Source organism: Rossellomorea aquimaris, from assembly GCF_008180865.1.
GTDB classification, from domain to species: domain Bacteria; phylum Bacillota; class Bacilli; order Bacillales; family Bacillaceae_B; genus Rossellomorea; species Rossellomorea yichunensis.
In genome coordinates this window covers 618,218-643,157 of sequence record NZ_VTEX01000002.1, presented here as the reverse complement: position 1 = coordinate 643,157, position 24,940 = coordinate 618,218, and the positions used below count along the sequence as shown (strand labels likewise).

General features: G+C 45.9%; 21 protein-coding genes. 16 read left to right on the top strand and 5 right to left on the bottom strand.

The window, feature by feature from the left end; genetic code table 11:
• Nucleotides 1-9: 9 nt before the first annotated feature.
• Entirely contained in the window at nucleotides 10-1,620 is a 1,611-nt protein-coding gene (locus FZC88_RS10735) for a glycoside hydrolase family 43 protein (RefSeq protein WP_148994851.1), read from the bottom strand.
• 31 nt (nucleotides 1,621-1,651) lie between these two features.
• Entirely contained in the window at nucleotides 1,652-2,836 is a 1,185-nt protein-coding gene (locus FZC88_RS10730; RefSeq protein WP_148994850.1) for an ROK family transcriptional regulator, read from the bottom strand.
• A 157-nt stretch (nucleotides 2,837-2,993) separates the two neighbouring features.
• On the opposite strand from FZC88_RS10730, the gene FZC88_RS10725 reads away from it, so the two are divergent.
• The 3 genes from FZC88_RS10725 to FZC88_RS10715 all read left to right on the top strand — a co-directional run bounded on the left by FZC88_RS10725 (nucleotide 2,994) and on the right by FZC88_RS10715 (nucleotide 6,092).
• On the top strand, nucleotides 2,994-4,292 hold the full coding sequence (locus tag FZC88_RS10725) for an extracellular solute-binding protein (RefSeq protein ID WP_148967540.1): 1,299 nt from the start codon (nucleotides 2,994-2,996) through the stop codon (nucleotides 4,290-4,292).
• A gap of 86 nt (nucleotides 4,293-4,378) precedes the next feature.
• Nucleotides 4,379-5,257: a carbohydrate ABC transporter permease gene (locus FZC88_RS10720; protein WP_148994849.1), complete on the top strand. Its 879-nt coding sequence runs from the start codon at nucleotides 4,379-4,381 to the stop codon at nucleotides 5,255-5,257.
• 13 nt (nucleotides 5,258-5,270) lie between these two features.
• Nucleotides 5,271-6,092: a carbohydrate ABC transporter permease gene (locus FZC88_RS10715; protein ID WP_148967542.1), complete on the top strand. Its 822-nt coding sequence runs from the start codon at nucleotides 5,271-5,273 to the stop codon at nucleotides 6,090-6,092.
• Nucleotides 6,093-6,133: 41 nt separating this feature from the next.
• On the opposite strand, the gene FZC88_RS10710 is transcribed toward FZC88_RS10715, so the two are convergent.
• Nucleotides 6,134-6,748 carry a YesL family protein gene (locus tag FZC88_RS10710; protein WP_148994848.1) on the bottom strand — a complete coding sequence of 205 codons (615 nt, stop codon included), beginning with the start codon at nucleotides 6,746-6,748 and terminating at the stop codon, nucleotides 6,134-6,136.
• Between the two features lie 328 nt (nucleotides 6,749-7,076).
• Here FZC88_RS10710 and xylA point away from each other — a divergent pair, with 328 nt between their 5' ends.
• The 3 genes from xylA (at nucleotide 7,077) to FZC88_RS10695 (ending at nucleotide 10,999) form a co-directional block, all read left to right on the top strand.
• A complete protein-coding gene (gene xylA / locus FZC88_RS10705) occupies nucleotides 7,077-8,402 on the top strand; it encodes a xylose isomerase (RefSeq protein ID WP_148994847.1) in 1,326 nt (441 codons plus the stop codon).
• Between the two features lie 25 nt (nucleotides 8,403-8,427).
• Nucleotides 8,428-9,927 carry a xylulokinase gene (gene xylB / locus FZC88_RS10700; protein ID WP_148994846.1) on the top strand — a complete coding sequence of 500 codons (1,500 nt, stop codon included), beginning with the start codon at nucleotides 8,428-8,430 and terminating at the stop codon, nucleotides 9,925-9,927.
• 88 nt (nucleotides 9,928-10,015) lie between these two features.
• Complete coding sequence (locus FZC88_RS10695; RefSeq protein ID WP_148994845.1) at nucleotides 10,016-10,999, top strand: aldo/keto reductase; 984 nt, start codon at nucleotides 10,016-10,018, stop codon at nucleotides 10,997-10,999.
• Nucleotides 11,000-11,030: 31 nt separating this feature from the next.
• Here the strand turns inward: FZC88_RS10695 and FZC88_RS10690 are convergent, their stop codons facing one another.
• Complete coding sequence (locus FZC88_RS10690; protein WP_148994844.1) at nucleotides 11,031-12,068, bottom strand: aldose epimerase family protein; 1,038 nt, start codon at nucleotides 12,066-12,068, stop codon at nucleotides 11,031-11,033.
• A gap of 81 nt (nucleotides 12,069-12,149) precedes the next feature.
• Nucleotides 12,150-13,565: a D-xylose transporter XylE gene (gene xylE, locus FZC88_RS10685; protein WP_148995161.1), complete on the bottom strand. Its 1,416-nt coding sequence runs from the start codon at nucleotides 13,563-13,565 to the stop codon at nucleotides 12,150-12,152.
• Between the two features lie 560 nt (nucleotides 13,566-14,125).
• Here xylE and FZC88_RS10680 point away from each other — a divergent pair.
• The 10 genes from FZC88_RS10680 to FZC88_RS10630 all read left to right on the top strand — a co-directional run bounded on the left by FZC88_RS10680 (nucleotide 14,126) and on the right by FZC88_RS10630 (nucleotide 24,897).
• Nucleotides 14,126-15,370 carry an MFS transporter gene (locus FZC88_RS10680; RefSeq protein WP_148994843.1) on the top strand — a complete coding sequence of 415 codons (1,245 nt, stop codon included), beginning with the start codon at nucleotides 14,126-14,128 and terminating at the stop codon, nucleotides 15,368-15,370.
• A gap of 424 nt (nucleotides 15,371-15,794) precedes the next feature.
• A complete protein-coding gene (locus FZC88_RS10670) occupies nucleotides 15,795-16,502 on the top strand; it encodes a DNA alkylation repair protein (RefSeq protein ID WP_148994842.1) in 708 nt (235 codons plus the stop codon).
• A 292-nt stretch (nucleotides 16,503-16,794) separates the two neighbouring features.
• Nucleotides 16,795-17,763: a hypothetical protein gene (locus FZC88_RS10665; protein WP_148994841.1), complete on the top strand. Its 969-nt coding sequence runs from the start codon at nucleotides 16,795-16,797 to the stop codon at nucleotides 17,761-17,763.
• A gap of 16 nt (nucleotides 17,764-17,779) precedes the next feature.
• Nucleotides 17,780-18,820 (top strand): glycosyltransferase, encoded by a 1,041-nt coding sequence (locus FZC88_RS10660; RefSeq protein WP_187443580.1) that lies wholly within the window; start codon nucleotides 17,780-17,782, stop codon nucleotides 18,818-18,820.
• A gap of 19 nt (nucleotides 18,821-18,839) precedes the next feature.
• Nucleotides 18,840-19,916 carry a glycosyltransferase family 4 protein gene (locus FZC88_RS10655; protein WP_148994839.1) on the top strand — a complete coding sequence of 359 codons (1,077 nt, stop codon included), beginning with the start codon at nucleotides 18,840-18,842 and terminating at the stop codon, nucleotides 19,914-19,916.
• Between the two features lie 193 nt (nucleotides 19,917-20,109).
• Nucleotides 20,110-21,000, top strand: a complete 891-nt coding sequence (locus FZC88_RS10650) for a GNAT family N-acetyltransferase (RefSeq protein WP_148994838.1) — start codon at nucleotides 20,110-20,112, stop codon at nucleotides 20,998-21,000.
• Nucleotides 21,001-21,286: 286 nt separating this feature from the next.
• Nucleotides 21,287-21,499: a helix-turn-helix transcriptional regulator gene (locus tag FZC88_RS10645; protein ID WP_148967562.1), complete on the top strand. Its 213-nt coding sequence runs from the start codon at nucleotides 21,287-21,289 to the stop codon at nucleotides 21,497-21,499.
• Nucleotides 21,493-21,918: a hypothetical protein gene (locus FZC88_RS10640; RefSeq protein WP_148994837.1), complete on the top strand. Its 426-nt coding sequence runs from the start codon at nucleotides 21,493-21,495 to the stop codon at nucleotides 21,916-21,918. The genes FZC88_RS10645 and FZC88_RS10640 overlap by 7 nt, the downstream gene beginning before the upstream one ends.
• A 12-nt stretch (nucleotides 21,919-21,930) precedes the next feature.
• On the top strand, nucleotides 21,931-23,469 hold the full coding sequence (locus tag FZC88_RS10635; protein WP_148994836.1) for a CPBP family intramembrane glutamic endopeptidase: 1,539 nt from the start codon (nucleotides 21,931-21,933) through the stop codon (nucleotides 23,467-23,469).
• A gap of 246 nt (nucleotides 23,470-23,715) precedes the next feature.
• The gene (locus tag FZC88_RS10630; RefSeq protein WP_148994835.1) at nucleotides 23,716-24,897 is read left to right on the top strand and encodes a permease; all 1,182 of its coding nucleotides are present in this window, start codon (nucleotides 23,716-23,718) and stop codon (nucleotides 24,895-24,897) included.
• The last annotated feature ends 43 nt before the right edge of the window (nucleotides 24,898-24,940 follow it).

The following is a 24,940-nucleotide window of genomic DNA, read 5'->3' as shown; positions in this document are numbered from 1 at the left end:
CGAGAGTGATTAAATCCCTTCCTTATAAATAAAGTAATCAAAGTCAGCATGCAGCTTCTGTCCGGAAGTGTCCTGGCATTGCATTCCTACGAAGGCTCCTGTGAAAAAGCCTCCTCCCTGGATGTAATCGTCTGAGAGTTTGTAAGAATCGAGTTTAACAGGGACCTTTGTCCAGTTTTCTCCGTCGAAGGAGTAGGAATATTCATAGATGGCAGTGCTTACATTTACACGCAAGCAGACATATTCTACGTTTTCCGGGATGACGATCGGGTCATCTTTCATCGGCTGAGTGAATGTGAAGTTGTCACAGACGGTCAGATCGAGAATCCGGCCGTGTTCTTCGTGCCAGGTGATTTGCAGGGCAGACCAGTTTTGCGTATTGTAGTAGTTTACTAGACCGGCTGCCTGCTGGAAAGTGTCCGGGTTAAAGGCGACCTTGGTTTCGGCAGTGAAGTTGAAATGCTGCCAGCGCCTTGCGATATGGGCCTGTGTGAATTTAGAAGATAACGATTCTCTGCCATATAAACGCAGGTGTCCAGGGTTATCCTTTAATGAAACGATATCTTCACCTAATGGAATGCGCAGGGATTGGAAGTGAAGATTAAGAGAATCATGGTTAAAGTCGTCCTTCTCCTCAACATCTCTTTCCCATTGAACTTCTTCAACAGCAGGTCCCTGTATTTCTACGGACGGTTGATTGCCTCCTGTGACATATGGCCAATCATTTTTCCATTCAAGACGCTGGATGGCGGTTTCCCGGCCGAGTGGACAAAAGCCGCGAGGGTCAAGCAAAGGTTTATTTTCCTGCGGCAGCGGGCGTCCTGTTAAATGAACAAGGAACCATTCATCCGTATGGGTCTGAACGATGGAAGCGTGCCCGGCTTTTTGCAGCGGGTTTCTTGGATACGGGAACGACGTGATCAATGGATTGTCAGGATGCACTTCATATGGTCCCCATAGATCCTTCGAGCGGGCGATGGTGGCCTGATGATCGTATTTCGTTCCGCCTTCTGCTGTGAGCAGGTAGTAATAGCCGTTTATTTTGTACAAGTGAGGTGCTTCCGTCAGCTTGATATCCGTTCCTTTGAAGATGATTTCCTTTTTGCCGATCAGTTTTCGCTCGCTTACACTGTATTCCTGCATGACGATGCCGTAGAAGTTGTGATGGCCAACGCGGTGATCCCAGAGCATATTGACGAGATACTTCCTGCCATCTTCATCATGAAAGAGTGACGGGTCGAAGCCTGAGCTGTTCAAATGGATCGGTTCAGACCACTCACCGTCAATGGTGTCACAAGTAACGAGGTAATTATGGCTGTCCTTCCACTGTCCTTCGACGACTTTCACATCGGTGTAGATCAGCCAGAACCTGCCATCACGATAAGAGAGGGCAGGGGCCCAGATCCCGCCTGAATCGGGATTGCCCATCATATTCAATTGACTGAGGCGGTTCAGGGGACGGGATACGAGTCGCCAATTTTTTAAGTCCTTTGAATGGTAAATCCCGATTCCCGGGAACCATTCGAAGGTAGAGACGGCAATGTAATAATCCTCTCCTGCACGGCAAATACTCGGGTCAGGATTGAAGCCTGGTAAAATCGGGTTTTGAATCGTTGTCATTGTTCTGCACCTCTCCTACTAGAAAATAGATTTACACTTCCTGGATATCGATGGTTAAGAAGTTTTCACTTGCATAAGCAGCCACGCCCAATGCAGTGGCATGAGTGGATAACTGTGAAAAATCGATGCTCAAATCTTTCTGATGCGTAAACAGAGTTTGACCTTGTTTCTTCTTTAATGGTTCTTCCAGCCATTTAGAGCACGATGCCAGGCGATTTCCGATGATGACTTGTTCAGGATTGAAGATATTGATGATGTTATTGATCCCGATCCCCAAATATCCACCGATTTCTTCGAATACACGAATGACATGTGCGTCCCCGTTTTCGGCAAGTTCATTTAAGCTTTCAAGAGAAAGCGCCTGACCGCTTTCGGGCTTGATGCCATGCTCTGTGGCAGATTGGACGAGTGCTTTTTCCGACGCATATAATTCCCAGCAGCCCTGGTTCCCACATCGGCATTCCGGACCGTCGACTTCGATGGTCATGTGGCCAAGTTCTCCGGAAAAACCATTATTTCCTTTATACAGCAGACCATTTAAGATAAGGCCGACGCCGATCCCGATCCCGACACTGACATAAATGATATTGCTGGAATCTTTACCTGCACCGAATTTCTTCTCGCCGTAAGCCCCCGCGTTTGCTTCATTCTCGATTTGAACGGGAACGTTAAATTTGGCTTCCATTGTCTTTCTAAGGTTGATATTCTTCCAATTTAAATTTGGAGCGAGGAGAATCTCTCCGTCTGTGCTGACGGTTCCCGGGACCCCGATTCCGATACCTACCAATCCATAGGGGCTTTCAGGCATTGACTCAATCAGGGAATCGACAATGGTAAACAGTTCGTCCTTTATTTCTTCATACGTTCGATCTTGAAATTTAATCAGTTTTTCATTCCTGATGTTGCCCTGCAGGTCGGTCAGGATTCCGAGAATATAGTTCACACCAATATCCACCCCGATGGAGTATCCGGCTAAATGGTTGAATAACAGCATGACGGGTCTTCTTCCGCCGCTTGAGACTCCGGGACCGGACTCGAGGATCAGGTTTTCGTTAAGGAGCTCACTTACCTGGGAGGAGACCGTTCCTTTGTTCAACCCTGTTTGATTGGCAATGTCTGCTCTTGAGATAGGGGTGAATTCCTGAATGGTTTGTAAAACTAATGACTTGTTGCCTTTTTTGACAACATGCTGATTGTAGGTTTGTGACATTTTCATTTGGAAGCTCCATTCTTTCTCAATTTTTCCTTTAGTGTACCATTTTCTAATTCTATTATAAACTTAGTTTATCCACTAGACAAACATTGTTTTCGGTGGTAATCTAAAATCAGTAACATATCTGGTTTCAAAAAAACGAATATTGGGGGTATTTAGTTTGAGAAATAAGAAAGCGGTTACAACAGTCTTCACTCTTTTTTCCTCTCTGTTACTGATCACCGGCTGTTCTGGATCTGATGAGAAGGCCAATGGGTCCGGAGATGAGAAAACAATCGAGTTCATGCATCTTTGGCCAGAAGGAAGCTCGAAGCAGCACAATGAGATTGTAAGCGGTATCATCAAGGATTTTGAAAGTGATCATCCTGATGTGAAAGTGGACCTTGAAGTGCTGAGCAATGAGCAGTACAAGGATAAGCTTAAAGTACTATCAACTTCGAATGAATTACCGGATGTGGGGATGACTTGGGCTGCAGGATTCTTGGATCCTTATGTAAGCGGGGAGAAGTTTGCACCTTTAGATGATTTGCTTGAAGGGGATTTAAAGGACAAATTCGTCTCAGGTACGGCAGAAGCGTATGAAGTGGATGGAAGCACTTACGGACTGCCCCTTGAATTGAACATTGCCACGGTTTTCTACAATAAAGCGATTTTCGATAAATATAACTTGGAAGCACCGAAAACATATGAAGAATTAGAAAATGTCGTAAAGACGTTGAAGAAAAATGATGTGGCGCCAATCGCTCTTGGAAACAAGGATCGCTGGACTGGATCGTTATGGTATATGTACCTGGCGGACCGGATAGGCGGGGGGGACGTCTTGACGAATGCGATCAACCGAACGGGTTCGTTCGAAGACCCTGCACTTGTTTCAGCCGCGGAAAAAGTACAGGATTTAGTTGGTATGGACGCTTTTGTCAAAGGATTCAATGGTCTTTCAGATGAAGAAGCGAAGAGCATGTTTATGAACGAACAGGCTGCCATGTACTTGATTGCGACATGGGATCTGCCAAACTACACAACCAATGAAGATGTTCCGCAAGAGTTCAGGGATTCTGTCGGATACTTCAACTTCCCGACGGTTGATGGGAATGGAGATATGAACAGCTTCGTCGGAGGTCCAGGGGTAGGACTATTCGTTGCGGAAGACTCGGATGTGAAGGAAGAAGCGAAAGAATTTGCCTCCTTCTTCGTACAGGAATGGGGAGAGAAGTCGGTGACCGATGCCGGGGTCATCCCTGCAACGAAGGTCGATGCTGAGTCATTGGATCTTCCGGATATGTATGTCGACGTATTGGATGATCTAAACAATGCCAGCAACATTACATTATTCGCAGACGTTCAAATGAGCGCAGATGTCGCACAGGTTCACTTGGATATGATCCAATCGCTCTTTGGTAAAGAAGTTACACCGGAGGAATTTGCAAAAGAACATGAAAAGGCACTTTCGGAAGAATAATAGATTTTCTGATGGTCAATTAAAGAAAAGGACATACCCGTAGGCTGGATTGTCCTTTTCTATTTTTAAATATGGGGTTGAATGTTATGAATAAAGTAATGTCTAACAAGTGGATTATCGCCTGTTACGTTCTCCCTGCACTCCTTTTGATCGGTGTCTTCATTTTCATCCCATTAATCCTGACTGCGTACTACGGTTTGATGGACTGGGATGGCATCGGGGAGATGGAGTTCATAGGGCTTGATAATTATATCCATGCGATTTCTGATGAGAAGTTCTGGGATAGTGCACTTCATTCTTTTTTACTTGCTGTATTTTCAACACTTAGTCTGATTATTTATCTGGCAATCTCGTTAATATTGGCTTCAAAAATCAAAGGGGCCGACCTTTTAAGGAAGATCTATTTGATTCCGATGCTGTTGTCATCCGTTGCTATCGCCCAGTTATGGATCAAGGTGTTCAACCCGTCGAACGGGATGCTCAATAGCATACTGATGGAGATCGGAGTAGATGATCCGCCCGCGTGGCTTGCTGAACCATCCGTTGTATTGTATGCCATCTTCATCCCGATTCTATGGCAATATGCGGGTTTCTACATCTTGATATACTATGCTGCCTTGAAGAATATCCCGGAATCCCTGGTGGAAGCGGCAAGAATCGATGGGGCGACACCTCTTCAAATTGCCTATAAAATCAAGCTGCCTTTAATAATGGGAGTCGTCAAGGTGACCATTGTGCTTGCGGTTGTCGGATCACTGAAGTATTTTGATCTGATTTATGTCATGACCGGCGGCGGGCCGAACGGTGCCAGTGAAGTAATGGCTTCTTATATGTATAAACTGGCTTTTTCAAGTAATGACTTTGGATACGGAAGCGCCATCGGCTTCCTGCTGTTGATCATCACATTAATCGTGACCGTCATCGTCCGTAAAGTCACTGCGACCAAAGAAGAAATTCAATATTGAAGGGGGTTAGACCATGAAGCGTGCGGGTTACTTTATTCTCTATCTTTGTTTAGCTATTGTCGCAGTCTTCCAGATATTTCCAGTCATCTGGCTGTTCCTGTTTTCATTAAAGGATAACCAGGATATCTTCTCGAAATCTCCATTTTCCCTGCCTTCTGAATTCAGATGGGAGAATTATGCGAAGGTATGGGAAGGAGGAATCGGGATTTACTTCTGGAACAGTATCTGGATTACAGGTGTAGCGATCATCTTGACGGTATTGTTTGCAAGCATGGCGACATTCGTCATAACCAGAATGCAGTGGAAGCTAAGTAAACTGGTATTGGGGTTATTCATGGTTGGGTTGATGATTCCGATTCATTCAGCCATCATACCGCTATTCAGCATGTTTTTAAATGTGAATTTAATTGATAATCCATGGTCGATCGTCATTACGTATACGGCCTATAATCTGCCGATTACGATGATGATTCTGCTTGGATTCTATTATACGTTACCCCGTGAGATAGAAGAGGCGGCTATAATGGATGGATGTTCGGTTCATCGGATGTTTTTCAAAATCATCCTGCCGATGACAATCCCGATCATGTCGACGACAGTCATTATCAATATGATTTACAATTGGAATGAGTTTGTCTTTGTGAACACATTTATCAGCTCCGATGAATACAAAACCCTTACCGTCGGGATCCAGAATTTCATCGGGCAATACATGACAGACTGGGGAGCCATAGGTGCCACGCTCATTATCAGTGTGCTGCCGATCCTGCTTGCATTCCTCTTCTTCAGCAATAAAGTTGTGGAAGGAATTTCTTCAAGTGCGGTAAAGGGATAAGCAATAAAAAAAATCACTTCGAGAGAGAAGTGATTTTTTTATTATGCCTGTTTCCCCTGAATCCGTTTGAATGCATGCAGGCTAAGCCATGTCGTGATAAAGGCATAAGCGCTGCCGCCGAAGATAAACGCAAGAGCCGGTACCCTGTACATGATAAAGAAAAGGGAACCGAGACAAAGCAGCATCAACAGCGTATGGAGCGGATGGATCAGCATGATCAGAAACGCTTGTTTGATCAGTTGCCTCACGCTCAAATCGAAATGCACAAAGGCCGGTAACAGATAAAAGGAGAAGAATAGAAAGAGCAGCATAAAGGCGAATAGCGGAATATGGGTCCAGGTGAACAGCTCACGGAGATCCATTTGGATATACCAGATATCGATGCCGATCAGGAGTGAGGCGGCGATGATGACGATTCCCAGGCGGTTGCTCTTCCAGAATTCTCTTTTGAAATAGGTCAAGAAGGTACTGAATACCGGTTCCTCCGTATTTCCCCTTAACCAATCCCGTACAATCGCGAACATGGCCACCGTAGAAGGGAAGAAGCCGAACAGGATGCCCCCTGCCAAGGTAAAGAGTACCCATAAAATATTTATGAAAGCGAAACGCGTGATCCATTCAAAGATGGTGTAGATCGCACTGTTTAACGTGTTCATGGACATAGCCACCTCCATCGATGAGTAAGTTGTATGCGCAATCATGAACTATTATACGGTATCGGGGCTTGTTTGGCAGTAGTTTATAAAAACTTAGTTTATTCAATAGACAAACTAACACTATGTTGCTATAATGACGTTGTAAGCATTTACATTTATAAAATGGTGCAGGCGGCCAATCGGTTCGCCCGCATATAAAGAACCTGTTATAAAAGCTGATCACGTTTCGAGTGGCAGTAAGGAAAGTCCGAATCAGTATCGCTCATCCGGATGGGCGGTGAGCCGGAAGTTGAAGCACTTCATTATAAAATTTTAGGAGGAACGATCAATGGCTTACTTTAAGAACATCGACAAAATTAACTACGAAGGTTCAACATCAACCAATCCATTTGCGTTTAAATTTTATAATCCAAAGGAAGAAATCGGTGGCAAAACAATGGAGGAAATCCTGCGTTTTGGTGTAGCTTACTGGCATACCTTCACGATGGACGGCTCCGATCCATTCGGAAGCGGCACAATGATCCGCTCATGGGATCAATATACGGGAATGGATTTAGCAAAGGCACGCGTAGAAGCGGCTTTCGAATTCTTTGAAAAGCTTGATGTACCATTCTTCTGTTTCCATGATGTCGATATTGCCCCGGAAGGAAGCAGCTTAAGAGAAACCAATCAAAATCTTGATACAATCGTAAGTATGATAAAGGACTACATGAAAGACAGCAAAACGAAATTACTTTGGAACACGGCGAACAATTTCACGCATCCCCGCTTTATCCATGGTGCTGCTACGTCCAATAGCGCAGACATCTTCGCTTACTCTGCAGCGAAAGTGAAGAAAGGATTGGAAGTAGGGAAGGAATTAGGTGCAGAAAACTATGTATTTTGGGGCGGACGTGAAGGCTACGAAACCCTTCTTAATACAGACATGAAGCTTGAGATGGATAACCTGGGACGCTTCCTTCATATGGCTGTTGATTATGCGAAGGAAATCGGCTTTGATGCGCAATTCCTCATCGAGCCAAAACCGAAAGAGCCAACGACTCATCAGTATGATTTCGATGTGGCGACAGGCTTTGCGTTCCTTCAGAATTACGGACTGCAGGACCACTTCAAGTTCAATATCGAAGCGAATCACGCGACATTGGCAGGACATACATTCGAGCATGAACTGCGCTATGCACGTGTGAACAACATGCTCGGTTCAGTGGATGCCAACCAGGGCGATCCGTTACTTGGCTGGGATACAGACGAATTTCCGACAGACTTGTATTCTACGACTCTTGCAATGTATGAAATCCTTAAAAATGGAGGACTTGGCCGCGGCGGTCTGAACTTCGACGCGAAAGTGAGAAGAGGTTCTTTCGAGCCGGAGGATTTATTCCATGCGCATATCGCCGGAATGGACAGTTTCGCAGTCGGGCTTAAGGTTGCTCAGAAGCTGATTGATGATAACGTTCTGGATGGTGTGGTTGAAAATCGTTATAAGAGCTACACAGAAGGCATCGGTCTTGAAATCGTGGAAGGAAATTCAGACTTCCGCAAGCTTGAGGAGCATGCGCTGGGCTTAACAGAAGTGAAGCACCAATCAGGCCGTCTTGAGAAGATCAAGGCAACCATCAATCAATATTTACTGAAAGCATACGCTGGAGAATAAGGTTAAACGTAGAAGAGGTGTAGTGATGAAATACGTAATCGGCGTTGATCTGGGAACAAGTGCAGTGAAAATCCTGCTGGTGAACCAAACCGGGGAAGTCGTTCAGGAGGTTTCAAAGGATTACGAACTAATCCAAGAAAGAACGGGTTTCAGTGAACAGGATCCGAAAGCGTGGGTGGATCAGACCGTTGCTGGATTGTCTGATCTCCTGCAAAACTTCCAGGGCGATACGGAAGATATCGAGGGCATCAGCTTTTCAGGCCAAATGCATGGACTTGTACTCCTTGAGGAGAACAACGAAGTGCTTCGCAATGCCATCCTCTGGAACGATACAAGAACGACCGCACAATGCAGTCAGATATACGAGGTCATCGGAGAAGAACGCTTGCTCTCGATTACGAAAAATCCTGCATTGGAAGGCTTTACGCTTCCAAAGCTCCTTTGGGTGAAGGAGCATGAGCCGGAAATCTATGAGAAGGCGAAAACCTTTGTGCTTCCGAAGGATTATCTCCGCTACAAGTTGACGGGGAAGCTGCATATGGACTATTCCGATGCAGCAGGAACGCTGTTGTTGGATATCGGGGAAAAAGCATGGAGCAAAGAAATCTGCGACCTCCTGGGAATTGACCCCGCGATTTGTCCACCATTGGTCGATTCCTATGAGAAGACGGGCAGCATAAGCCCTGAAATCGCAGAATCGACTGGTCTATCCACTTTCACCCAAGTATTTGCCGGGGGAGCGGATAATGCGTGCGGCGCAATCGGATCCGGAATATTAGAAGAAGGCAAGACTCTATGCAGCATCGGGACCTCTGGTGTAGTGCTATCCTATGAATCCGGCAATGACAAGGATTTCGAGGGGAAGGTCCATTACTTTAATCACGGGGCCCCGGAAGCTTATTATACGATGGGTGTCACCCTTGCAGCAGGTTACAGCCTGAGCTGGTTCAGGAATGTGTTTGCCAAGGATGAAAGCTTTGAAGAGTTGGTGAGGGAGGCAGGGACCGTGCCTCCCGGGTCAAATGGTTTACTGTTTACACCGTATGTGGCGGGGGAACGGACCCCTCATGCAGATGCTGCGATTCGGGCGAGCTTTATCGGCATGGACAGCTCCCATGAACGAAAGGACTTTGTACGGGCAGTCATGGAAGGCATCACCTTTTCATTGAATGAATCCTTGGCGATCTTCCGCGGCAGCGGCAAGCAAATCGAGACGATTGTCTCCACTGGAGGCGGGACGAAGAATGAAGACTGGCTGCAAATGCAGGCGGACATATTCAACGCCAGAATCGTGAAGCTCTCGAGTGAGCAGGGGCCGGGAATGGGAGCAGCGATGCTAGCAGCCTATGGGTGTGGCTGGTTCGATTCCCTGAAGGAATGTGCCGATGAGTTTCTGAAAGTAGAGAGAGAGTTCATCCCGAATGACGCCAACGTAGAGATATATAAGGAATTGTTCCATCTCTATCAGGACGTATACGGGCAAACAAAATCGTTAAATGAAAAACTGGTAAACTATCGAAAATAATACCGACAGATGATAAGGCTGCTTCAGAAGAGAGTTCCACTGCTTCTATAGGCAGCCTTTCTCGTATGAAAGAGAGGAGAGGGAAGCATTGAAATATAATCAGCTGGGTAACACGGATCTGAACATAAGTGAATTAAGTTTTGGGACATGGGCCATCGGCGGCGCCTGGGGCAAGCTCGATGACCGGGAAGCACTGAAGGCATTGGACAAGGCGATGGATGCAGGGGTGAACTTCTTTGATACGGCAGATGTGTATGGGGACGGACATAGTGAAGAACTGCTTGCGAAATCGACTAAAGGGAAGGTAGCATCGATCCAGATCGCGACGAAATTTTGCCGCAGCGCCGATATCCATGACCCTCGGACCTATTCAATGGATAGCGTGCGGGCATTTTGCGAGAACAGCTTAAGAAGGCTGGACAGGGAAGCAATCGATCTGTACCAGATTCATTGTCCACCGTTGGAAATCCTAAAGGAAGGCAGCGTATTCGAGGTACTGGAAAAGCTGAAGGAAGAAGGGAAAATCCGCTACTACGGTGTGAGTGTCGAAACAGTAGAAGAAGGCATCTTCTGTCTCGAGCATACAAAGGCAAGCTCCCTGCAGGTCATCTTCAATCTGTTAAGACAAAAACCGCTGGAAAAGCTGTTCCCGATGGCGATGGAAAAGGATGTCGGGATTCTTGCCCGTGTACCGTTGGCAAGCGGGCTATTAACAGGTAAGTTTACAAAAGACACGACATTCGAGAGTGATGATCACCGCAGCTTCAACCGCAACGGGGAAGCGTTCAACGTCGGGGAAACCTTTGGTGGATTGGACTTCAAAAAAGGGGTCGAACTGAGTGATGAACTGAACTGGATCGAAAAAGGGAGAGGCAACCGTACCAGAGCTGCGATCAAGTGGATCCTTCAGCAGGAAGAGGTATCGAGTGTCATTCCAGGTTTCAGAAGTGTCAAGCAGGTCGAGGATAATCTTAAGGCGCTGAATGCAAAGGAATTCAGTCCTGAGGAACTGCAGACATTGAAAAGTTTTTACGAAAAAGAGGTCCATACCCATATTCGGGGAGCATATTAGTAGAACCTCCAGCTAAAGGCTGGAGGTTCCTTTATTTCTCAGTTGAAAAGGTAAATACAGTGCGCTGCTGATAGCGTTCATTCGGCTGCAGGATGACAGGGGGCAGGCCATCATGATGGAGAGAGGCAGGCGGACATTGTGTTTCAAAGCAGACGCCCAAATGCTTTCTCGACGTTCCTCCATGAAGCTCCAGTCCGTTTTGGAGATTATTCGCCGTATACATGACCATGCCGGGTTGATCCGTCTCGATGGTCAGCACACGACCGCTCGTTTGTTCTGTCATCATGACGCTTTCTGACCTGCTGTGATCAAACAGGAAATAGTGATCGTAGCCATGACCGGCAATGTCGTTCTGCTCCGTTTGCGCCGTTATACCGTCTTGCAGTCTGCGCCCCTTACGGAAATCAAATGGAGTATCCGCAGCATCCATCACAGTCCCAGTCGGGATCAACTCCTCATCGAGCTCAAGAAATTGATGGCTGTCGATCGTGACATGATGATGATGGATCGTCTCTTTTCCATTCCCGCTTAAATTAAAGTAAGCATGATTTGTTAAGGTAAGGGGAGTGGGCTGATCCGTCACTGCCTCATATTCGAGAATCAGTTCATTTTCATTTGTTAAAAGGTATGTGACAGACACATCGATCGTGCCGGGATATCCTCCCTCACCGTCCTTACGTGAATAGGAGAGAACCACACCGACCCGGTCCTCATCCTGTAAGGGGTCCGTGTCCCAAAGAACCTGATGAAATCCATTTGAGCCTCCGTGTAAATGATTTTCTCCATCATTTGCTTCAAGCATATAGACATTCCCATCCAGTTCAAAGGCGGCACCCTGGATCCTGCCGGCAACAGGGCCGATCAATGCTCCGAAGAAATTAGGGTTCGTTTCGTAATCCTCAGCCTGTTTATATCCGATCATCACATTTTCAACCGTGCCGTCCTGATCAGGCACCATCACCCTTGTGATGATTCCCCCGTAATTTAATAGACTGACAGACATTCCATGATCGTTCCGTAAGGTATACTCTTTCCAATCCCGTTGAAGATGTTTTATGTCGATTTTCATGCTTCCACCCCATATGTAAAGTAATCTCTTCATCTAGTAAAAGAAGCATCTGTCTTTCAACAGATGCCGCGTAATACGAGACTATATTGCCTTAGATTTTGTTGCAGAAGGCACCTTCCACAGGTCTTCCATTTGTTCAAGTGATTTTCCTTTGGTTTCAGGTACGAACTTCCACACAAAGATGGCGGAAAGCACACTCATCAAACCATATATTCCGTACGTCATCCCGCCGCTGTATTCCATCATCATCGGGTACGTGGAGGAGACGAGGTAATTCGCTGCCCACTGTGCTGCCACCGCAATGGCGACTGCCTGCCCGCGGATGCGGTTCGGGAAGATTTCTGAGATCAATACCCAGCAGATCGGACCCCAGGACATCATGAAGGAAGCCGTGTACACAATGATAAAGATTAACGTGCTGATGCCGATGATATTCGAGAACGCAAGCCCCGCGACACCGAACATCCCGATCGCCATCCCGATTGAACCGATGATCATCAATGGTTTGCGTCCCCAGCGATCGACCGTCATGATCGCAACTACTGTAAAGATGACATTGACCAAGCCCATGACGATCGTCTGCATCATGGAAGCATCCTTTGCTGCCCCCATACTTTCAAAGATCCGGGGTGCATAATACAGAGCCACATTAATCCCGACAAACTGCTGGAACACAGAAAGCAGGATTCCGATGATGATGACGGTTTTCCCATAAGCGAAGGTGGAGAGCTTTTCAGTCGACACATTCACCGATTGTTTGATCTCCCGGAGGATTGCCTTTGCAGATGCGGAGCCATTGATCTTCGTCAGAATCGCCAATGCGCTTTCATCTTTGTTCTTCAGGGAGAGGTAACGAGGCGTTTCCGGTACAAAGAAAAGGAAAACGCAGAACAATATGGCCGGAATGGCTTCTGAAGCAAACATGTATCTCCAGCCGACATCATTGATCCAATCCAGGGGCTGTCCTTTGGCAATTCCCCAGTTGACAAAATAAACGACAAGCATCCCGAATATGATCGCAAACTGATTAAATGAAACGAGGCGTCCACGAATCCCTGCCGGTGCGATTTCCCCGATGTACATCGGTACGAGGGCAGAAGCAAGACCAACACCGATTCCGCCGATGATCCGGTAAAAGTTAAAGGCAATCAGCAATCCCATCGTCGGTTCCCCTGCAGAGAAGAAGAGGAACTCCGGATAAGCGGACCCTAAAGCAGATAATAAGAAGAGGATCGAAGCAATGATCAGCGACTTCTTACGTCCGAATCGTGATGAAAAATAGCCGGAGATCACTCCCCCGATAATACACCCGATCAGGGCACTGGAAATCGTCGCACCGTGAATGAATGAGCTTAAGCCGAGGCCATCGATCAAATAAGCCTGAATCGATTTTTCAGCCCCTGATATGACAGCCGTATCATACCCGAACAGGAGACCTCCGAGCGTGGCTACTAATGTAATAGAAAAAATATAAAGTGAACTTTTTTGCTTTGTCATCATGTGTTGAGGCAGATCCCATTTTGTTCATGATGCTCGCGACAACGCTTACATTATTACGTTAAGAGTGATAAAGCGTTTACAAAAACGAGCATAAAAAAGGACACTGCCGTCATTCCCCCCTTACCTTTTGTTTTATTATTCTGAATTATAGCAGACAATAAATAGTTTGTCTAATGGATAAACTAAGTATTTTTTACCTGTTTTGAAATACTGAAACACCAAAATCCAACAGAATAAGACAAGGAAGTTCCCCAAAAAACGATTGCCCCAGCAGGGTTCCTCTGCTATGATTATCTTACTTATAAAAGAAATGGAGGTTTTTCTGTTGACAGCATCAATCAGATTGCGTTTCCCGCTTTTCACTCGTTAATTGAATACGTTTGAAGGCTCTGCCTATGTTCAGAGCAATGGGATTGATCTGTCTATTTTTAAGAAAACCTGTATTTGTCGGTATTTTTAAAGAGGGGAGGAGTCTCCTCTCTTTTTTATGTCTTAAAAATAACAAGTAGGCAAGGCTTATTTTTATAGTAAATATAATAGAAATGAGTTGTTGGGAAATGAATGTAGTAAATCAAAATCTGAAGGAAGATTGGTTAAGGAATATCATTCTCTTTCTAAGCAGTCAGACGATCTCGTTATTCGGGTCGTCCCTTGTACAATACGCGATCATGTGGCATATCACGTTAGAGACGGAGTCCGGGTTGATGATGACGTTGTTCATCATTTGCGGATTTATCCCGACCTTCCTCCTGTCCCCGGTTGCGGGTGTCTGGGCGGATCGCTATAACCGGAAGCTGCTGATTGTGTTATCGGACGGACTGATCGCGACTTCAACGTTGGTTCTCGCGATTCTCTTCTTAATGGGATACGATTCGATCTGGCTGCTGTTTGTCATGGCAGCAGTCCGGGCCCTTGGAACCGGGATTCAGACACCGGCTGTCGGTGCGATTTTGCCGCAGATTGTCCCAAAGGATAAGCTGACGAAGGTGAACGGGGCAAATGGAAGCATTCAGGCTGTCATTATGTTCGTGTCCCCCATGGTCAGTGCGGCATTACTTGGGATGGCATCGATTGAAATCATCTTCTTCATCGATGTCATTACGGCAGCCATTGCCATCATCACACTGCTGGCCTTCTTAAAAATTTCGGTGCATGAGAAGGCAGCGGGCAAACAAACAACAAGCTACTTCAGTGACTTCAAGCAAGGCTTGCAATATGTCAACAGCCATGGGTTCCTGAAGAAGTTCTTCCTGTTCTTCTCCATCTTCTTTGTTCTGATGGCACCTGCGGCCTTTCTGACTCCGCTGCAGGTCGCCAGAAGCTTCGGGGACGATATTTGGAGACTGACGGCCATCGAAATTGCCTTTTCCATCGGGATGATGGCAGGTGGAGCCATCATTGCTTCGTGGGGCGGATTTAAAAATAAGATTGCCACGATGACCTTCGCAAGTCTGATTATGGGGTTCTGCACCTTTGCCCTTGGCATCGTTCCGGTCTTTTGGTTCTATCTCGTATTCATGGCATTATTCGGAGTGGCCATGCCGATTTTCAATACACCGACAATGGTTTTGCTTCAGGAGAAAATCGAAGAGAATTACTTGGGAAGAGTCTTCGGGGTCATGGGGATGATCTCCACCTCGATGATGCCGATTGGAATGCTGATATTTGGACCCTTGGCAGATATCATCGCCATTGAATGGCTCCTCATCGGAACAGGCGTATTGACCATTCTCCTTTCCGTCATGCTGGGCCGCGATCAAGTGTTGATCGAAGCAGGTAAGCCTGCACCTGCGCTAGAGTGAATATAGTCTTAAAAAGAGCTGTCCTTGTGGCAGCTCTTTTTTCTGTCATGAAATAAAGGAACAGCACTATGTAGGGAGAATACTTATACTAAACAGGACCATTCAATTTAGTTTGCAAGACAGATGAAAAGTGAGGGGGACAGGGGCATGACCAATAACCCAACACCAGAAAGCGAATTGCCCAAGATGAGTAAACCCGCGAACCGTGAGCTTCATAACGCCGGGTTTATCGCCTTGAGCAATTTACCAGCGTGTCGGAATCCGATATTCTGAAGATTCATGGGGTAGGACCGAAAGCAGTGCGAATTCTGAATGAGGCCCTGAAAGAAAAAGGGCTGTCTTTTACAAAAAAATCATAGAACGATTTGATTCAAGTGTAGTTGTGCTGAGATGGACAACCCATAAAATAAAGGAAGTGGATAGAATGGATTCACAAACGGTCATGCAAGAACTGGAGGCACTGGGCAAGGAACGATCGAAGAAAATGTACATATCCAATGGTGCCCACGAGCCGGTCTTTGGCGTCGCGACAGGTGCGATGAAGCCGATCGCCAGGAAAATCAAGAAGGATCAGGCGTTGGCCGAGGAGTTATATGCAACGGGGAATTACGACGCCATGTATTTTGCCGGTGTCATTGCCGATCCGAAAGCGATGACGGAGGCAGACTTTGACCGCTGGATCGAAGGGGCGTATTTTTATATGCTTTCCGACTACGTGGTGGCGGTCACTTTGGCTGAAGCGGATATCGCTCAAGACGTGGCAGACAAGTGGATCGCAAGTGGGGAAGAGCTGAAAATGTCCGCGGGGTGGAGCTGCTACTGCTGGCTGCTTGGGAATCGCAAGGACGAAGAGTTCTCGGAATCGAAGCTCGCGGGAATGCTGGAGCAAGTGAAAGAAACCATCCACATTGCACCTGAACGAACGAAATCGGCGATGAGTAATTTTGTCACGACAGTCGGGGTTTCTTATGTACCTCTTCATGAACTGGCTCTTCAGACGGCAAAAGAAATCGGACCTGTTGAAATGGTACGGGAAGGGAAAAAGAACAGCACCCTGAAGGCTGCCGATGATATTCTGAAGCAAGTGGAGAAAGGGAAGATTGGGTTTAAGCGGAAGTATGTGAGGTGTTAATGAGGGGAGGGGGGCAGCATGCTGCCTCCGTCTCTTTTTTTAAAGCCTTGTGACATGGATCGCTGAAACAGTGGTTCAGATCCTTTTTTCGTCAAGCTTGATCTCCAACGCCATTCCTGTATGTTCTTCTGGACGACTTCTCAAAAATGATACGAATAAACTACGACGCCAGTCCAATCAAAGTTGGAGTTTTAAAGTAATATATTGTATACATGTTTAAAACTCCCGGACAGGGAAGGTCCATCGGTTCGGGAGGGATAGAGCATCATCTTAGGAAAGGGGGTGACATTGCATGAGTATCATATATATCGTCGGTGGTAAGCAGAAGAACAGACTTGCAGCTGAGTGGCACCAATATGAGAAAGGGGTCATTCTTAAACTGGACATGGAAACCAAACAATTGATTGACCGGTTCGAGTATGTATCACCTCCGGAGGTATGCCCGGATCAAGATCCTTCCATCGTGTTCAAAGCAGGAACGGTAAAAGAAAAAACATTATACGTGTGCACGGAAAGGGAAGTCCTGGTCTATTCCTTACCTGATATGACACCAAAAGGATATGTGTCAATTCCTTGTTTTAATGATGTTCATCATGTCCTGCCAGCACAGAATGGAAATTATCATGTCGTCACGACGGGATTGGATATGGTGGTGGAGGTCGATAAGAAGGGAAAGCTTATTCACGCCTGGAATGTCCTTCAGGAGGCTCCATGGGAACGCTTCTCAAAGAAGGTGGATTACCGGAAAGTACTGACAACGAAACCTCACCTTTCGCATCCGAACTTTGTCTTTCATATCGGGGATGAGGTTTGGGCAACACGCTGTTTGCAGAAAGACGCCATCTGTTTAACGAATCCCGACAAGCGGATCGACATCGGCGGAGCCTATATCCATGATGGGGTCCTGTTCGGAGACACACTCTTTTTTACTAGAGTGGATGGTCATGTCGTGACGGTCGATGCGAAAACACTCAAGGTGATAAACGACTATGATTTAAACGAATGGACACACCATAATAAGAAGATCGGCTGGTGCCGGGGGATCAAGATTCTGGATGATCATACCGTCATAGTGGGCTTTACCCGGATGCGTCCAACGAAAAATCCATTGGATGGCCATCAAGCCTATCAGGCGCATGCTGACACCTTGCCAACACGGATTGCCTGTTATGACTTAAGAAAGGGGAAGTTAGTGTGGGAATGCGGTCTGGAAAGATTTGAGTTCAATGCCGTATTTTCGATTCATTGTGAAAACGAATAAAAGGAGGAAAAGAGACATGAAAGATGTAGGTATGGTCATGCCTGTCTATAATCAACTGCCCCGTTACTTACGAGCAGCTCTACTTTCCATTCTCAGGCAGCAGACCTATGACCAATTCCATTTAATCATCGTCATAGACGGGGCAAATAAAGAAACAAAGTCTGTTGTCTACGAATTTGCGATTGATCCAAGATGTACCGTTATTGAAAAAGAGAAGAACGAGGGGATATCCAAGGCTCTCAATACAGGATTTGACTATTTGTTCAAATTAGATGAAGTGAAATATATAACCTGGGGATCAAGTGACAATCTAGTATACCCTGAATTCATTAAGAAGCTCCGTGATAAACTCGTCAGCTCATCCTCTAAGGTAGGATTGGCCTTCAGTGCCTTCGATCATATAGATGAGAACGGCCGATTACTTTTTGATAAGGAAAGACAGGATGCACTTCGAGAATGGCAGCAAACAAGAACAAAGGAAGACTTGTTGGAATCAAGCTTTATCGGCACCTCATTTATGTACAAGAAGAAATATGCGAAACAGATCGACGGCTTCAATCTTGACCCGGTGCAAACGTATGATTTCTGGCTGCGTCTGACCGAAATCTGTGAAATTGCCTTTGTACCAGAGGAATTGATGGGATACCGCTTAAATTCCCCGATGAGTCTATCGAAGAAAATCGTCAAGGAAAAGGAGAAACATCGCTGGTGGAGGGACCAATTCGCCCTTGCCAGGCATCAGGCAAGGAGAAGGAGGAAGCAGCCATATGAAACCACGATCTACTTTCCGGTATACACATTGGATGCAGGGACAATAGAAGAAATCGAGAACCTGTTAGAGCAGAAGTATGCAGATTACTTGCTCGTCCTCATTGACACGACGCACCGGCTTCCTGCCAAATTGAAAGAGCTTGGGATCCAAGACTGTCGAATCATTGTGACGGCTCCGCCGGGGTCGGATCTTGAGCTTCCAGAAACGACCTACAAAATGGTCTATTTCTCAGATTCCACGGACATGACCACAACCATAAATACCATCAAAAGGGTGTTATCGTGAACCGGAAAGGAGAACCATCTTGAAAAAAGTACTATTTGTGTTCTATGTGCCAAGTGGCGGGGTTGAAACCTTGAATCGCCAACGATGTGCAGCGCTTAAAACGTTCAATATTGAAGGCCATAGTCTTTATTATCAAAAAAAGCGGGATTTGCTAAACCCTTCAGAAGGACGTACCTTCATCGGAAAGGATCCCGAGATGATCAAGCGGGTTTTAACAGAAGGGAAGTATAGTGCCATCGTCGTCATCTCTGATTATCAAATTCTTCCTTTATTCAGAAAGTTGGGTTATAAAGGAAAATTGATCATTGAAATCCAGGGGCTCGGATCCAAAGAGAGGGCAAGGCAATTTCTGACTCAGGGTAAATCCATTATAGAAGCTCATGCAGACGCATTGCTTAACCCGAAGACCCCGCATATCGAAAAACTACTCCACGAACTTTTCCCTTCCACCCCGAAATTCAGCTTTAACAACTGTTTTGATACCCGTGCATTCCATTATACTCAAACAAAGAAAAGCGCTTATCCCATCATCGGGTGGACCGGACGGATCGACGATAATAAAAATTGGAGTGAATTCCTCCGTATCGGTCACCGACTCATTAAAGAAGTCAATCCGAACACCCAGCTTTATATGTTTGAAGATCCCAGCCTTTGCGACGCCGAGGAACGGAAGCGATTCTTTCAAATGATCCGTACCCTGGATCTGCAAAAGAATCTATCACTCTTGCACCATGTCCCTCATGACAAAATGCCAAACTATTTCTCTGCCATGGGAGAATCTGGAGGATTCTATTGTTCCACCTCCAAAGTAGAAGGAGCCCCTTACTCGGTTCTCGAGGCATTAAGCTGCAAGTGTCCCGTCTTAACCACCGATTCAGACGGGGTCCGAAGCGCCGTCATCGACAATGAAACGGGAATATACTACACCCTCGGAAATATCCAAGAAGCTGTAAAGGAAGCAAGGGAACTTATGACGAATTCAAAAAAACGGGAAGAAATCCGGGATTCAGGATTAAAGCATGTACAGCATCATTTTCACCCCAATCAGTACAGCACTCATTTCATTCAGATGCTTACCTCGATAGGAGCAATGTGAGGGAGGGAATGCTTCAAGTGATAGTCCCCCCTTGCTGACTTCGGTACAAAACAAGGAATTCATTCCTCCGTGTCGAACTCTATTATAAAACCAAAAACCAGAGGGACAGGTCCCGCGGCTCATTTTGAGACTCCGTGCCAGGGTACCTGTCCCTTTGGCTCTTTGGGTCACTATTAGGAGGTTGGAAATACTCATGCAAATAACCATTCAACCGCCTGTCAGCCTTGAAAGGCTCTCCCAGTATATTGAAAAGAAGAACAATCAATCACAGCATCATATTGGATACTGCGGAGAGAAGGCAAGTGAAATTCTTGACTCAATACAGACGGATTTTTCCGATTTGGGTGTGTCAAATTCCATCCTGGTTGCCTACCGAGGGGAGGAAATGATTGGTGCTCTGGGGTTTGATATCGACTTGGAAGACCAAACCGCAGAGGCTTGGGGACCTTTTGTGGACGAAGAGGAAGATTGGGGATATGTAGCAAATGAACTTATGAGAAGGCTACTTTCTTCTCTGGAAAACCCTTTAGAGAGAATCTATTTCTTTATTAATGAAAGAAATGAACAAGCCAAGGGGTTTCTATCTGATATAAAAGCCGTAGAGAAGGGTGACCATCTCATTCTTAAAGTAAAGCGGGCTCATTTTCATTTAGTAGATTCCTGTGAAGTTGAACACTTTTCTCCTCATTTCAAGGAGGCATTTTCTGAGCTTCATCATTCCGCCTTTCCGGGCGCATATTACAGTGCTGATGACATTCTTGGTTTCCTTTCCGATCAACACAATCAACTTCTCATTATTAAGGATGAATGTCAGCAAATAAAAGGCTATTCCTATATCGAGGCTAAACCTGAGCACGCAGAAGGAGATATTGAATTTATTGCGGTTTCCCCTTTGTATCGAAGACAGGGGATTGGGACCCAACTAGTCAAAGCTTCTATCCAACAGCTTTTCAATCACGATGAAATTGCTGAAATCACCCTTTGTGTCAGCAAGCAGAATCACCAGGCTATAAATCTATATAGAGCTGCCGGGTTTGAAGTTGTTCATGGGGTGATAAGCTATGAATGGATGGCGAAGAGTTAGAGAAGAGAGGTGGGTCATGAAAGAGTGACTCGCCTCTTTTTTTCGTTTATTGACTATCTAATCGATGAAGTACGAGCATAGCTATCGCCTCTCATCATTTCCTTCGTACCGTCCCACTTCATTTCTTTTCTTCAAAAAACCCCTCCTTGTCAATTGAAAATACAATTATTAACAATTCCGCCACAATCCTTTGTCCATTTAACAAATAAAGTAAATCATCCTATACATAATGCAATGGATACCTTACATTTAAGTTAATTAATCCATTAAAGGAGAAATGTGGTAGATGTTGAATAATTCTGTTCGTGAACTGCGCGCCAGGTTCCGTTTTACCCAGCAGGATCTGGCTGATCTAGTTGGCGTCACCAGACAGACGGTCGGATTGATCGAAAAAGGGGATTATGCACCGTCCATCACGCTGGCTCTGAAGATCTCACACGCATTTGAGGTCCCGGTGGAAGAGATATTTCGATTGGAAGAGGAGAGAGGTTCATGTTAAAGAAGATATTTCAGTCACCACTGTTCAATGCCGTTCTCATCATTGGCCTTGGGATCATCATGTTGGGAGATCATTATGCGGCCCATATCCCGGATTGGCTCGTGGTGGATTCGATGGTGCTCGGAATTCCGATCCTCATCATGATGGCGGTCATCCCTGTTTATAACAGACGGCATCCGCAAAATCGGATCAAGCCGAGCGCGATTCCAATGGAACTGCGGGAAGAAGATGAGGGGATGCAGTGGCTGACGTTCAAGGCGACGAGGAAGGTGTATATCTTCTTTGCTTTCGCGATTCCAACCGGCATTGCGCTGACTGCTTATCTCCACCACATTCCTTATGTTCCGATCATTCTATTAATCGGAATGGGCGTCGTTCAATATCTCATTTATTGGTTCCAGATGAAGCGTTTCAGCTAAAGGGGGAAACAGATGGATACTCAGTTGATCATCTCAATCATCATACTCATTACCCTGGCGGAAGTCGGTGCCGTCATCCTGTTTGTGAAATACAGAAGGGGGGACATGGACAGCAACCCGTTCATGACTATCCTGAAAAAAGAGTGGATCATTCTTTTCTATGCTTTATTCAAATGGAAGAAAGGTAATGACAAAGGAGTCCAGAGCTATTATTATCACAAAGGATCGAATTACTTCTGGCTGTTCATCGCGCTCCTTCATGAGCAGGTGATCGAAGGGATTGTCTTTCACATTTACTTAAAGGAAATCGATCCCCTCAGGGCAAATATCCTCGTTGTGCTCCATGTCTACAGCATCCTCTACATGCTGGGGGACTACAACTTAGTCAGGAACTCGCCGATCATTCTGAAAGGGAACAAAGTTGTCATGAACATCGGGGTAAGAAGGTCACTGACCTTTCGTATCAGGGATGTAGACACCATCCAACCGGCAAGGACGCAGTATAACAAGAGCGGTGGCATCATACATGAGAAAAATGCCTACCATGTCAGCATGCTTCCAAGAGTGTTCACACGGGTATTCGGCATGATGGATGAACTGAAATATGAAATCATCTTCAAGGAACCCATTTACGCCAGAGGATATTTCGGCCAGAAAAAAATAGTAACGAGGGCTTTGATATCGATGGACAACCCAGAGCCGTTCATTAGGGATCTTCAGGAAAAAGTGGAGTGCTATGTTGAAAGCGAAGAAACGGAAGATCATCGATTGGTCGCTGCTGCTTATGAGGGGAAAAGACCGAGTATCATCAACGGGAAGGTCTATTTTACGCTTCTCATCCTGAATATATTGGGCGCTTTGGCGATTGCCCCCTATGCAATGGCACGGGAGAATCTTCATGAAGTCATGGGACTGAGCAAGCTATCCTTCACCATGTTATATGTCATTCAGGTTCTGCTGGAAGCGGGAATCCTGCTGTTCATCGCCTTATGGCTCGCTAAGAAGGTGAAGCTCAAGGCACCGATCATCGAATCTTTTTTCAACAAAACCCAACCGCTTCATTCTTTTAGAAAACCCGTCCTGAAATCCGCCCTCTATGGGGTACTCACAGGTGTGGCCATCAGCATCTTCAGCCTGATCGTATCGAAGCCACTCGGAGTGGACAATTCTTCACTCAATGAACCCGCTTGGTGGCTGGGGACATTGGGGTCATTTGGAGCGGCCGTGAATGAAGAATCGATTTTCCGCCTGTTCCTGGTCACCCTGCTCATTTGGCTGCAGGTGAAGATGTTTAAAGGAACGGTGACAAAAGCGAAGAAATGGACGGCCATCATCGTTGCTTCCCTGGTCTTCGGCATCATGCATTATGGTGTGGCGGCGTCCAATTTCGATATGACGCTGGGACTATTCATCAGCATGCTCGTCATCAATGGGATAGGAGGGCTTGTGTTCGGGGCACTCTTCGTCTTTGTGGGACTTGAATTCGCCATGATCGCTCATTTCACAGCGGATATTGTGCTGCATGTGGTTGGTCCGCGGGTGGTGGAGTGAGGGAGCCATGGTGACAGGTCCCATGGCCCCATTTTGATGCCTGGCCCGTTGCATTATTGTATGAACGCAACGGGCCAGGCATTTTTCTATGAATTTGAAGTGTTACATAAAACAGTTAGTGGTAATAGTACAACAACCGTGATGGGAATCAGATCCCCTTTTTCATGCAAGATGCAATGTTTCTGCATAATTGGTGGGTAACAATGAACTATAGCAGATATCGATTACAGAAAAGGAGATGGTCATTTGTTAGAATTGATTGGCGAATCTGCGAAGACCTCACTAGGGTATTTCTGGAAATCCGGTTGGGCATTCGTACTTGGATACTTAATCAGTTCCATGATTCAGGCTTTTGTACAGAAGGATAAAATGGTGAAGTATATGGGGAATCCAAGCTTGAAGTCTGTTGGGTTATCCACACTATTCGGGGCGATCAGCTCCTCCTGTTCCTTTGCAGCCCTGGCAGCAGGGCGGAATCTTTTCAAAAAAGGGGCTCATTTTATTCCGACCCTTGCCTTTCTATTTGCTTCTACCAATCTGGTGATTGAATTAGGCATACTTATTTATATCTTTCTCGGGTGGCAGTTTGTGGTTGCAGAGATGATCGGGGGCATCGTTCTGATCTTTATTACCTGGATTCTTGTGAAAATCACTTATCCAAAGAAGCTTGTGGAGGAAGCGAAGGATCATGTGGAGGACGAGAAGGAAGACGAAGAAGGATTCAATTGGAAAGAGAAAATCAAGTCCAAAGAGGGCTGGTATCAGGTCGGACATGAATTTGTGATGAATTGGCAAATGGTGTGGAAAGAGATTACGATCGGATTCACCATCGCGGGGATCATGGCCACATTCATTTCAGAGAATACGTGGAAAATGTTCTTCCTCGCCGATCACCCGGACTCATTTTTAAAGGTACTGGAAAATGCACTGATCGGTCCGCTCGTTGCCATGCTCACATTCATCGGGTCCATGGGGAATATCCCCATTGCAACCATTCTCGCTTCGAGCGGAGTGGCCTTTGCAGGAATCATGGCCTTCATCTATTCAGATTTGGTCGTACCACCGATTGTTGCGGTTCACAAAAAGTATTATGGTTTAAAAACGGCATTATACATTGCAGGTATCTTCTACCTATCGATCATCCTCACAGCATTAGGAATGCATTATGCGTTTACGGCTATCGGATTAATCCCGGAAAACGCAAAACAAGTGATGAATGAATCACCCTTTCAAATCGATTATACCTTCTGGCTAAACATCGTATTTGCCGTCGTGGCGATGGTCTCTATCTATTTGAATCGACTGTTCATGAAATCCGGACATCACCATTCGATGATGAGCATGGAAGGTGACTCGAAAGTGAAGACGATCGTAACGTATATTTGTATCGGATATTTAGTGGTTGGCATGTTTGTCCATTTTGTGTGATCAGTTCAGTGGGGTTGCCTGTGACTTATGGGCAACCTTATTT